This window comes from Pseudomonas sp. MWU347, assembly GCF_017947305.1.
Lineage (GTDB): Bacteria > Pseudomonadota > Gammaproteobacteria > Pseudomonadales > Pseudomonadaceae > Aquipseudomonas > Aquipseudomonas putida_A.
Genome location: NZ_JAFGZB010000001.1, coordinates 210,571 through 222,222, shown reverse-complemented (window position 1 = coordinate 222,222; position 11,652 = coordinate 210,571). Strand labels below are relative to the sequence as shown.

Annotated in this window: 11 protein-coding genes and 1 pseudogene; 8 read left to right on the top strand and 4 right to left on the bottom strand. The window is 61.6% G+C overall.

What is annotated here, in order from left to right; translation table 11 throughout:
- Positions 1–32: 32 nt before the first annotated feature.
- Entirely contained in the window at positions 33–449 is a 417-nt protein-coding gene (madL, locus tag KCG87_RS00950) for a malonate transporter subunit MadL (RefSeq protein ID WP_210556441.1), read from the top strand.
- Between the two features lies 1 nt (position 450).
- Positions 451–1,215 (top strand): malonate transporter subunit MadM, encoded by a 765-nt coding sequence (gene madM, locus KCG87_RS00945; protein WP_123588956.1) that lies wholly within the window; start codon positions 451–453, stop codon positions 1,213–1,215.
- A gap of 111 nt (positions 1,216–1,326) precedes the next feature.
- Here the strand turns inward: madM and KCG87_RS00940 are convergent, their stop codons facing one another.
- On the bottom strand, positions 1,327–2,241 hold the full coding sequence (locus KCG87_RS00940) for a LysR substrate-binding domain-containing protein (protein WP_134784861.1): 915 nt from the start codon (positions 2,239–2,241) through the stop codon (positions 1,327–1,329).
- Between the two features lie 142 nt (positions 2,242–2,383).
- Between KCG87_RS00940 and KCG87_RS00935 the strand changes: the two genes are divergently transcribed.
- Positions 2,384–3,001, top strand: coding sequence for a hemolysin III family protein (locus KCG87_RS00935; protein ID WP_007964065.1), 618 nt, complete (start codon positions 2,384–2,386; stop codon positions 2,999–3,001).
- 5 nt (positions 3,002–3,006) lie between these two features.
- Positions 3,007–3,111 (top strand): annotated as a pseudogene (locus KCG87_RS27600) (metal ABC transporter ATP-binding protein); the annotation flags it as partial.
- Between the two features lie 2 nt (positions 3,112–3,113).
- Here the strand turns inward: KCG87_RS27600 and KCG87_RS00930 are convergent.
- Complete coding sequence (locus KCG87_RS00930) at positions 3,114–4,031, bottom strand: LysR family transcriptional regulator (RefSeq protein WP_027610598.1); 918 nt, start codon at positions 4,029–4,031, stop codon at positions 3,114–3,116.
- A 108-nt stretch (positions 4,032–4,139) separates the two neighbouring features.
- Here KCG87_RS00930 and KCG87_RS00925 point away from each other — a divergent pair, with 108 nt between their 5' ends.
- Both KCG87_RS00925 and KCG87_RS00920 read left to right on the top strand, forming a co-directional pair.
- On the top strand, positions 4,140–5,381 hold the full coding sequence (locus KCG87_RS00925; RefSeq protein ID WP_135296749.1) for a D-amino acid dehydrogenase: 1,242 nt from the start codon (positions 4,140–4,142) through the stop codon (positions 5,379–5,381).
- 41 nt (positions 5,382–5,422) lie between these two features.
- Complete coding sequence (locus KCG87_RS00920) at positions 5,423–6,325, top strand: transporter substrate-binding domain-containing protein (RefSeq protein WP_210556442.1); 903 nt, start codon at positions 5,423–5,425, stop codon at positions 6,323–6,325.
- A gap of 121 nt (positions 6,326–6,446) precedes the next feature.
- Here the strand turns inward: KCG87_RS00920 and KCG87_RS00915 are convergent, their stop codons facing one another.
- Positions 6,447–7,166, bottom strand: coding sequence for a 16S rRNA (uracil(1498)-N(3))-methyltransferase (locus KCG87_RS00915; protein WP_096795744.1), 720 nt, complete (start codon positions 7,164–7,166; stop codon positions 6,447–6,449).
- Between the two features lie 143 nt (positions 7,167–7,309).
- Positions 7,310–8,716 carry an adenosylmethionine--8-amino-7-oxononanoate transaminase gene (locus tag KCG87_RS00910; RefSeq protein WP_135296747.1) on the bottom strand — a complete coding sequence of 469 codons (1,407 nt, stop codon included), beginning with the start codon at positions 8,714–8,716 and terminating at the stop codon, positions 7,310–7,312.
- 224 nt (positions 8,717–8,940) lie between these two features.
- Between KCG87_RS00910 and KCG87_RS00905 the strand changes: the two genes are divergently transcribed.
- Together KCG87_RS00905 and KCG87_RS00900 are read left to right on the top strand one after the other, a co-directional pair.
- Positions 8,941–10,728, top strand: a complete 1,788-nt coding sequence (locus tag KCG87_RS00905; protein WP_098966037.1) for a flavin monoamine oxidase family protein — start codon at positions 8,941–8,943, stop codon at positions 10,726–10,728.
- A 345-nt stretch (positions 10,729–11,073) separates the two neighbouring features.
- Positions 11,074–11,625 (top strand): cytochrome b, encoded by a 552-nt coding sequence (locus KCG87_RS00900; protein ID WP_047596555.1) that lies wholly within the window; start codon positions 11,074–11,076, stop codon positions 11,623–11,625.
- Positions 11,626–11,652 lie beyond the last annotated feature (27 nt).

The window sequence follows — 11,652 nt, the reverse complement described above, 5'->3', positions numbered from 1 at the left end:
ACATTCGACGATGCACTTTGAGGACTACAACAATGATTATTTACGGTGTGGCGCTGTTGGCGATCTGTACGCTGGCAGGGGTGATCATGGGCGACATGCTCGGCGTGTTGCTGGGCGTCAAATCCAACGTCGGCGGGGTCGGCATCGCCATGATCCTGTTGATCTGCGCGCGGTTGTGGATGCAGAAACGCGGCGGCATGACCAAGGATTGCGAGATGGGCGTCGGCTTCTGGGGCGCAATGTACATTCCGGTGGTGGTGGCGATGGCTGCGCAACAGAACGTCGTCACCGCCCTGCACGGCGGCCCGGTGGCGGTGCTCGCGGCAATCGGTTCGGTGGTGGTGTGTGGTTGCACGATTGCCTTGATCAGCCGCACCCACAAGGGCGAACCGTTGCCCGACGAACCGGCGGAAGTCACTCCGGTCGGCACCCCGGTAGGAGGTCGCTGACATGTGGGCACTCATTGAAAACGGTCTGGAACACAATGGCCTGATCACCGCGTTCGCTTTCGTCGGCGTGATCATGTGGGTCTCGGTGATTCTCTCGAAACGCCTGACCTTCGGGCGCATTCACGGCTCGGCGATTGCCATCGTCATCGGTCTGGTACTGGCCTGGGTCGGCGGCACCATGACCGGTGGCCAGAAAGGCCTGGCGGATCTGACGCTGTTCTCCGGCATCGGCCTGATGGGTGGGGCGATGCTGCGGGATTTCGCGATTGTCGCCACGGCGTTCGAAGTGCAGGCGACCGAGGCGAAGAAGGCCGGGTTGATTGGCGTGATCGCGCTGCTGCTCGGTACGATCCTGCCGTTCATTGTCGGCGCGTGTATGGCTTGGGCCTTCGGCTATCGCGATGCGGTAAGCATGACCACCATCGGCGCGGGCGCGGTGACCTACATCGTCGGACCGGTGACTGGTGCGGCGATTGGCGCGACCTCGGATGTGATGGCGCTGTCGATTGCTACCGGGTTGATCAAGGCGATTCTGGTGATGGTCGGCACGCCGGTCGCGGCGCGCTGGATGGGCCTGGATAACCCGCGTTCGGCGATGGTGTTCGGTGGTCTGGCCGGGACGGTGAGTGGGGTTACCGCGGGGCTGGCGGCGACGGATCGGCGGTTGGTGCCTTATGGGGCGTTGACCGCTACGTTCCATACTGGGCTTGGCTGTTTGCTGGGGCCGTCGCTGTTGTTCTTCATTGTTCGCGGGATTGTGGGCTAGATCCGGAATTTCAGTTGTCTGACCTGACGCTTTCGCGAGCAAGCCCGCTCCCACATTTGGAATGCGTTCCCCTGTGGGAGCGGGCTTGCTCGCGAAGGGCGCGACTCGGTCTCAAGTCTGGCGATTGGCATACATCCGACATTCCGCCAGCAACGCCAGCAGATTCGGATCGCGCTCCTTGGCCTTGAGAAACACCACACCAATGTGCTGCTGCAACCGATACTTCTCCTGCAACGGAATCAGCTTCACCCGGTTCTCGTACACCGCCGCAATCCTTCCTGGCAGCAACGCATAACCCACCCCCGAGCTGACCATGCTCAGCAGGGTGAAGATGTCGTTGACCTGCATCGCCACCTTCGGCTCGAACCCCGCCTGCTTGAACACCCGAATGCCGTCCTGATGGGTGGCGAAGCCTTGGGTCAGGGTGATGAAGGTTTCATCGCGCACCTCTGCCAGATCGACTTCACTGCGTTGAGCGAATCTTGAATCTGCCGGCGTGGCGAGGAAAATGTCATCGGAGAACAACGGGATCTGCTCGCAGTCCGGGTCGCTGACCGTGTCGTCCAGCGACACCAGAATCGCGTCGACTTCCATGTTCTTCAGCTTGTACAGCAGGTCGATGTTCGAGCCGAGGATCAGGTCGATGTTGAGTTCGCTGCGGCGGATCTTCAGGCCCATGATCAGTTGCGGTACGGTTTTCACCGTCAGCGAATACAGCGAGCCGAGTTTGAAGCGTTCAGCGGAGAAACCGGCGGCCTCGCGGGTCAGGCGCACACTCTCGACCACGTCCTGGATCAGCTTCTGCGCGCGTTCTTCGAGCACGTAGGCGCTTTCCAGTGGCGTCAGGTTGCGCCCTTCGTGCTTGAACAGCGGGCAGCGCAGGGCGCTTTCCAGCGAATGGATCGCCCGGTGCACGCTGACATTGCTGGTCTGCAACTCGACAGCGGCGCGCGCCAGGTTGCCGGTGCGCATGAAGGCGAGGAACACCTCGAGTTTTTTCAGGGTCAATTCTTCGTCGATCAGCATGGCGCGGACTCTTTTTGGTATCGACCGATTGTGCCCAATTACCGTGGCGTGCGCAGGTCCGCGTTGAACAGAAACATTGCGCTTTTACGCTCAAGGCCCGAGCCTTGCGCGCTGCGGTAACGAATAACGAGGTGAGCGACACATGTATCACGGGGAAAAACTCAACGCCTGGACGCATCTGGTCGGGGCCGTGGCCGCATTTATCGGCGGCGTGTGGATGCTGGTGATTGCCAGCCTCGACGGCAGTCCGTGGAAGATCGTCAGCGTGGCGATCTACGCCTTTACCTTGCTGGTGCTCTACAGCGCCTCGACCGTGTACCACAGCGTGCGCGGGCGCAAGAAAGCGATCATGAAGAAGGTCGATCACTTTTCGATCTACCTGCTGATCGCCGGCAGCTACACACCATTCTGTCTGGTGACGCTGCGCGGGCCGTGGGGCTGGACGTTGTTCGGGATTGTCTGGGGGCTGGCGCTGATCGGCATCCTGCAGGAGATCAAACCACGCTCGGAAGCGCGGATCCTGTCGATCGTGATCTACGCGGTGATGGGCTGGATCGTGCTGGTGGCGGTCAAACCGTTGATTGCTGCTTTGGGCACGGCAGGGTTTGCCTGGCTGGCGTCGGGCGGGGTGTTGTACACCGTGGGCATTATCTTTTTTGCCCTGGATCACCGGTTACGGCATGCGCACGGGATCTGGCATCTGTTCGTGATCGCCGGGAGTCTGCTGCACTTTGTGGCGATTCTGTTTTATGTCCTCTAACTGGAATTGTCCCCAATCTCCCTGTGGGAGCGGGCTTGCTCGCGAATGCGTCGATTCAGACAACATCTCTGTTGAATGACACACCGCATTCGCGAGCAAGCCCGCTCCCACATCAGACTTGTGCCGAGTGCAGGTTATTGAGTTGTTGTTCAGCTCGCTGACTGAAAATCTGCAGCAGATCGTTGAGCGTATGCGGTGGTGGCTCGCTGGCGCGGGTCACGGCGTACAAAGTGATCGGCAGTGGCGGGGCGAGGGGGCGGAGGGTGGTGGTTGCCACAGAGGCGCCCAGTGCGGTGAACGGATCGATCACCGCGACGCCGGCGCCGGACTCGACCATCGCCCGTGCCAGCGAATAAGTCTGCACGGCAATCCGCACCCGTGGCGGTGGCTCCACCGCTTCCAGATAGCTGTCGAGCCTTGCCGCCAATGGATCGGCGCTGGATAAACCAATCAGCGGCACATCCGCAAGCGCCATCAGTGGCAGCGGTTTGCCGACGTCTGCCGGCGGCCAGAAGTCCTTTGGCGCCAACGCCACCAGCACCCCCGCCGCCAGCGGCTGCGCTTTCAGCCCCGGGTGATCCGGCAGTTGCAGGGTCAGGGCCACGTCCACTTCGCGCATCAGCAGGTTCTGCATCAACTCGCGGCTGTGGGCACTGGACAGTTCGCAGGCGATGTCCGGGAATTGCGCCGTCCATTGCCGGATCGCCGGCGGCAGCAGCGACAGCGCCAGCGCCGGAGTCGCGCCGATCCGCAGGCTGTGGCCGGGTTCGCGGCGCAGGCTCTGTGCCAGGCGCCGCACGCCCTGCAGACTTTCCGTGACCTTGTCGACTTCGCGCTCCAGCTCCAGCGCTTCCGGGGTCGCCTGCAATTTACCGCGCACCCGCAGAAACAACGGAAAGCCCAACTGCTGCTCGGCGTGCTGCAGCACTTTGGTCACCGCCGGTTGCGAGACGTGCAGCAATTGCGCAGCGGCGCTGACCGAGCCGGTCTGGCGGATGGCCTGGAAAATCTCGATGTGGCGAAGGCGCATGGCGAGTCCATAACCTTTGTTTATAGGTCTGGCATCTTTATTCATTGTTCGGCGCCTGTCACCTCACCCTAACCTCAGCCTTGTCTTCACATAGAAATAGGGACGGACATGGCTCAGCGTGTGTGCATCATCGGCGGCGGCGTGATCGGGTTGGCAACGGCCTATGCGCTGGTGCGCGATGGTTTCGAAGTGACAGTGGTCGAGGCGCGGCAGTCGCTGGGCAGCGAAACCAGCTTCGCCAACGGCGGCCAGTTGTCCTACCGCTATGTGGCGCCGCTGGCCGATGCCGGCGTGCCGTTGCAGGCGATCGGCTGGATGCTGCGCGGCGACTCACCGCTCAAGCTGCGCCCGCGTCTGGACCCGGCGCAATGGCGCTGGATGGCGTCGTTTCTCGCCGCCTGCCGCACCTCGGTCAACCGCGAAAACGCGGCGCATCTGTTGCGTCTGGCGCTGTTCAGCCAGAGCACGCTGAAGCGCTGGCGCGAGGATGACGGACTTACCGGTTTCAACTGGCGGCGCAACGGCAAACTGGTGACTTTTCGCAATGCCGTCAGTTTCGACCATGCGCGCAAGGGCCTGGCCGATCCGCAGCAACAACAGGTGTTGTCCGCCACCGAATGTGCGCAGCTGGAACCGGCCTTGACCAAGGCGCCGTTTGTGGGCGCGATCTACACGCCGGATGAAGAAGTCGGCGACTGTCACGCCTTCTGCCAGCAGTTGGCGGTGCGATTGAAGGCGTCGGGCCGTTGTGAGTTTCGTCTCGGTCAGGCAGTCACCGGCATTCGTCACAGCCACGGCGCCGTCACCGCCATTGAGCTTGGCGACGAAACCCTGCCGGTCGACCAACTGGTGATCGCCGCCGGGCACCGAAGCTCTTTGCTGGCGCTGCCCGGCCTGCACGTGCCGCTGTATCCGCTGAAGGGTTACAGCCTGACCGTGCCGATCGGCAACGGGCATCGGGCGCCGGACGTGAGCATCACCGACTACGACCGCAAGATCGTCTACGCGCGCATCGGCGAACAGTTACGCGTGGCGGCGATGGTCGACATCGTCGGTTTCGACCCGGCGGTAGATCCCGAGCGGTTGGCACTGATCAAGCGCCAGGCCCGCGACACCTTTCCCGATGCCGGCAATTACGACGCGGCTGTGGAGTGGGCGGGCATGCGCCCGGCCACCCCCACCGGCGTACCGTTGTTGGGCGCCACGGCGTATCGCAATCTGTGGCTCAACCTCGGCCACGGCGCGCTCGGTTTCACCCTGGCCTGCGGCAGCGGGCAGTTGCTCAGCGAACTGATCGGCCAGCAGCGTACATCCATTGATCTGCACGGCTTCAATCCCCGTGCGGCGTGACGGATTCTGCTAAAACACCCCAACCACAACGGAGAATAACAATGCAAAAAATCACGTTGCTCGGCTGCACACTGGCGCTGTTCATCGGCGCCCAGGCACAGGCCAATGAAGTGCCGCTGACCGGCGCGCTTGGCAAGATCGCCAGCGCCAACAGCATCACCCTGGGCTATCGCGATGCGTCGGTGCCGTTCTCGTATGTGGGCGATCACACCGGGCAGCCGATGGGGTATTCGGTGGAGCTGGCAGGCAAGATTGTCGAGCGGATCAAGCAGCAACTGGCGTTGCCGGAGCTGAAGGTGAAGTACAACCTGGTGACATCGCAGACGCGGATTCCGCTGGTGCAGAACGGCACGGTTGATCTTGAGTGCGGCTCCACCGGGGTGACGGCCGAGCGGCAGAAACAGGTCGCGTTCTCCTACGGTTTCATCTACGTAAAAGGGCAGTTGCTGACCGCAAAGGACAGCGGCATTCACAGCTTCGATGACCTGCGCGGCAAGAACGTGGTGACCACCGCCGGCACCACCAACGAGCGCTATCTGAAGAGCTACAACCTCGACCACAAACTGAACATGTTTGTGATCAGCGCCAAGGATCACGGCGAGGCGTTCCAGATGCTGCAGTCGGGACGGGCAGCGGCCTTCTACATGGACGACGCATTGCTCTACGGCGAGCGGGCCAAGGCGCGGGATCCGCACAACTGGGTCGTGGTGGGGGAGGAACAATCGCGGGAAATCTACAGCTGCATGGTGCGCAAGGATGATCCGCCATTCCTCGCGCTGGTGAACGGCGCGCTGGCCGATCTGTACAGCTCGGGGGAGATCAACGGGATCTACCGTAAGTGGTTCGAACAGCCGATCCCGCCAAAGGGGTTGAACCTGGAGTTTCCGATGACCAGCGAGTTGAAGGCGATCATTGCCAGGCCAGTCAGTGATCCGGTGGAGTGACAGTCAGACCGAGGGGAAGCTTTTCGCGAGCAAGCCCGCTCCCACAGTAGTTCTCGGGTGTACACAAAATTTGTGCTCACTGGAAATCCAATGTGGGAGCGGGCTTGCTCGCGAAGAGGCCTTAGAAGTCCCCCCAAAGCTGCTGAGCCACCGCCAGTGCAACCACCGGCGCAGTTTCAGTGCGCAACACTCGCGGCCCAAGCCGTGCAGCATGGAAACCGTTGCCCTTGGCCTGCTCGACCTCGGCATCCGACAAACCACCCTCTGGCCCGATCAGGAACGCCAGGGTCGCCGGTTTGGCATGGCTGACCAACGGCTCCGCCACCGGGTGCAGCACCAGTTTCAACTCGGCCTGGGTTTGCTTCAGCCAGTCGGCCAACAACACCGGCGGATGAATCACCGGCACCCGCGAGCGACCGCACTGCTCGCAGGCGCTGATCGCCACCTGACGCCAGTGCAGCAGGCGTTTGTCGGCGCGTTCGTCCTTCAGGCGCACTTCGCAGCGGTCGCTGAAGATCGGGGTGATTTCCGTCACGCCCAACTCGGTGGCTTTCTGGATCGCCCAGTCCATCCGTTCGCCACGCGACAGGCCCTGGCCGAGGTGGATCTGCAGCGGCGATTCAATCTGCCCGGCTAACTGCTCGTCGATCTGCACGACGACGCGTTTCTTGCCGACCTCCACCAGCGAGCCTCGAAACTCATGGCCGGAGCCGTCGAACAACTGCACCGCATCGCCCTCGGCCATGCGCAGCACGCGGCTGATGTAATGCGCCTGGGCTTCCGGCAGCTCGTGTTCGCCGGTGCTCAGGGGGGCGTCGATAAAGAAGCGGGACAGTCTCATTTCGGGTCTCTGGAAAGATGTGAATCAGTTGGATCGGTGTCGACTTCATTCGCGAGCAAGCTCGCTCCCACATTTGGAATGCATTTCCCTGTGGGAGCGAGCTTGCTCGCGAAAGCGGCAGTTCAGGCGCCACAAATTTTTAATCAGCCCGGATCACGGAACCCCGGGTGGAAATCCTTCGGCACCGCGACGCTGACGCTGTCCCGGGTGGCGATGTCGATGCCTTCGCTGGCGACTTCGGCGAGGAAGTCGATCTGCTCCGGGGTAATCACGTACGGCGGCAGGAAATACACCACGCTGCCCAGCGGACGCAGTAATGCGCCACGCTCCAGCGCATGCTGGAACACCTTCAGGCCACGGCGTTCCTGCCAAGGGTAGGCCTCTTTGGTGGCTTTATCCTTGACCATTTCGATCGCCAGCACCATGCCGGTCTGCCGCACTTCCGAGACATTCGGGTGATCGACCAGATGCGCAGTGGCCGAGGCCATGCGCCGGGCCAGTGCCTGGTTGTTCTCGATGACGTTGTCCTGCTCGAAGATATCCAGCGTCGCCAGCGCCGCCGCACAGGCCAGCGGGTTGCCGGTGTAGCTGTGCGAATGCAGGAAGGCGCGCAGGGTCGGGTAGTCGTCGTAGAACGCGCTGTAGACCTCGTCGGTGGTCAGGCACGCCGCCAGTGGCAGGTAGCCGCCGGTCAGGGCCTTGGACAGGCAGAGGAAGTCCGGGCGGATGCCGGCCTGCTCACAGGCAAACATGGTGCCGGTACGGCCGAAGCCGACGGCGATTTCGTCGTGGATCAGGTGCACGCCGTAGCGGTCGCAGGCTTCGCGCAGCAGTTTGAGATAGACCGGGTGATACATGCGCATGCCGCCGGCGCCCTGAATCAACGGCTCGACGATGACTGCCGCCACGCTGTCATGATGTTCTGCCAAGGTTTGTTCCATGGCAGTGAACATGTTGCGCGAATGTTGTTCCCAGCTCATGCCTTCGGGGCGCAGATAGCAATCCGGGCTTGGCACCTTGATGGTGTCCATCAGCAGCGCTTTGTAGGTTTCGGTGAACAGCGGCACGTCGCCGACTGCCATCGCTGCCATGGTTTCGCCGTGGTAGCTGTTGGTCAGGGTGACGAAGCGTTTCTTGTTCGGCTGGCCGCGGTTGAGCCAGTAGTGAAAGCTCATTTTCAGCGCGACTTCGATGCAGGACGAACCATTATCGGCGTAGAACACCCGGTTCAGGCCTTCCGGGGTCATCTTCACCAGACGCTCGGACAGTTCGATCACCGGTTGATGGCTGAAACCGGCCAGAATCACGTGCTCCAGCTGATCGACCTGATCCTTGATGCGCTGGTTGATGCGCGGGTTGGCGTGGCCGAACACGTTGACCCACCAGGAGCTGACGGCATCGAGGTAGCGCTTGCCTTCGAAGTCTTCGAGCCAGACGCCTTCGCCGCGCTTGATCGGGATCAGCGGCAGCTGTTCGTGGTCTTTCATCTGGGTGCAGGGATGCCACAGCACCGCGAGGTCGCGTTGCATCCACTGGTTATTCAGGCCCATTTACAGTCTCCTCGAGGCGGCTCGCGTCAGGCGCGGGCAAACAATCGCGCAAGCCTATGCAATGCATCGCGTCGGGACAACCCATTGCGTCGATTGAGCTACTTTGTATGGGCCGATAGACGTCGCTGGCGGCGTTTTGATGGCTGACGTATTCTTCGCGGTTCTTTGGGTCGTCTGACCCGCAAAACTGCTTTTTTCCTACGTGTATTTCCGGAGTTCGCTGAATGTCTGTCGGTTGGCTGCGCGCCTGTGCGCTGGTGATGTTGGGGCTGTTCAGCGTTACGGCGCTGGCCAAGGATAAAACCGCAATCGTGATCGGCGGCGGCCTGTCGGGCCTGACCGCGGCTTACGAGCTGCAGAACAAGGGCTGGCAGGTCACGCTGCTGGAAGCCAAGCCGAGCCTGGGCGGTCGCTCGGGCATGGCCACCAGCGAGTGGATCGGCAACGACAAGACCCAGCCGGTGCTGAACAAATACGTCTCGACCTTCAAGCTGAGCACCACGCCAGCCCCTGAATTCGTGCGTACACCGGGTTATCTGATCGACGGTGAATATTTCTCCGCTGCCGATCTGGCGACCAAGCAGCCGGCCACCGCCGATGCCCTGAAGCGCTACCAGAAAACCCTCGACGATCTGGCGCGCTCGATCGACGACCCGCAGAACCCGGCCGCGACCAATACCCTGCATGCACTGGACCAGATCAACGTGTCGAGCTGGCTCGACAAGCAGAACCTGCCGGCCACCGCGCGTCAGCTGATCAACCAGGACATCCGCACCCACTACGACGAGCCTTCGCGTCTGTCGCTGCTGTATTTCGCCCAGCAGAACCGCGTTTATCGCGGCGTCTCCGACCGTGACCTGCGCGCCTCGCGTCTGGTCGGCGGCAGCCAGGTACTGGCCCAGGCGTTCGTCAAGCAGATCAAGACCATCAAGACCAACTCGCCGGTTTCCGCTATCACTCAGGACAAGGACGGCGTGACCGTCAAGGTCGGCAGTGTTGGCTATCAGGCTGACTACGTGGTGCTGGCCGTGCCGCTGCGTGCGCTGAACAAGATTGCGCTCACCCCGGCGCTGGACGCTCAGCACCTGGCCGCGATCAAGGGCACCAACTACGGCTGGCGCGACCAGATCATGCTCAAGTTCAAGACGCCAGTGTGGGAAAGCAAGGCGCGCATGTCCGGTGAGATCTACAGCAACGCAGGTCTGGGCATGCTCTGGATCGAACCGGCGCTGAAAGGTGGCGCCAACGTGGTGATCAACCTGTCCGGCGACAATGCCCGCGTGATGCAGGCGTTCGGCGACAAGCAGATGGTCGATCAGGTGCTGATCCGTCTGCACGCGTTTTATCCACAGGCCCGTGGCTCGTTCACCGGCTATGAAATCCGTCGCTACAGCACCGACCCGTCGATGGGCGGCGCCTACCTGGCTTACGGCCCGGGCCAGATCAGCAAGTTCTGGCGCATGTGGGAGCGCCCACTGCAACGCGTAGCGTTTGCCGGCGAACACACCGACACCCTGTATCCGGGCACTCTGGAAGGCGCGCTGCGCACTGGTCAGCGTGCGGCCAGTCAGGTGGAAGACCTGGCAGCCGGCAAGTCGTTTGAGCCGGTCAAAGTGGTTCCAGCCGCAGCAGCGGCAGGCGCGGCGGGTGCCGTGGCGGCGAAGAAGGGCAACTTCTTCAGCAACCTGTTTGGCGGTTCGGATGACGAGAAGAAGCCAGAACCTGTGAAGGCGCCTGAACCGGCTCCAGCGCCAGTGACTCCAGCGCCTGCACCGGCTCCAGCCCCTGCGCCAGCTCCGGTGGAAGCGCCGAAACCCGCCGCTCCGGTGAAAGCCGAACCGGCGAAGAAAGCGCCAGCCAAGCCTGCAGCGAAAAAGCCTGCAGCGAAAACCGAGGCGAAAAAGGCCCCGGCCAAACCGGCGGCGAAAAAGGCTGAGCCGGCGAAGAAGCCTGCGGCCAAGCCGGCTACAACCCCGGCTCCGGCGGCAAACACCGATAGCAAAGCGCAGTAAGGCTTTGCGGTGAATGAAAAAGCGCGGCTCTCATGCCGCGCTTTTTTTTGGCCTGCCAAACCGCCTTCGCGAGCAAGCTCGCTCCCACATTATTCGACCGTGATCCCTCAGCTGGAATGCGATCCCCTGTGGGAGCCAGCTTGCTCGCGAAGAGGCCGGTTCAGGCAGCACTGACTTTGGATCTGTACCCAGCCTTCTGCCCCACTCTTTCCCCTTTAATCTTTCCTTAACTACCATGTTCAAGACTCTTGATCGTATTTCTCGATATTTCAAAGCAAAATTTTCCGCTTTAATTCGATAGATAACTCGCTAGTCTTGGTTCGCAGTTCTCACAGGATTTGGGCAATGCAGCTACGTAACTCTGCTTCACGCTATGGTTGGGTCAGCATCTTCATGCACTGGGGCGTGGCGCTGGCGGTCTTCGGACTGTTCGCGCTGGGTCTGTGGATGGTGGGGCTGGATTACTACAGCAGCTGGCGCAAAGACGCGCCGGATCTGCACAAGAGCATCGGTCTGGTGCTGCTGGGTGTGATGGTGTTGCGGGTGTTGTGGCGCTTTATCAGCCCACCACCACCGACGCTGCAAAGCTACAGCCGCATGACCCGCATCGGCGCCAAATTCGGCCACGGGTTTCTGTACGTCGGGCTGTTCGCTGTGATGCTTGCCGGTTACCTGATTTCCACCGCAGACGGTGTCGGGATCCCGGTGTTTGGCCTGTTTGAAGTTCCTGCACTGGTTTCCGGGTTACCGGATCAGGCAGACACCGCTGGGGTGATTCATCTCTGGCTGGCATGGGCGCTGGTAATTTTTTCCGGTCTCCATGCGTTGGCAGCATTGAAGCACCACTTTATCGATCGTGATGCGACCCTCACTCGAATGCTCGGTCGCAAAGCCTGAAATTCAACCTCGACTCAAAGGAAAAGA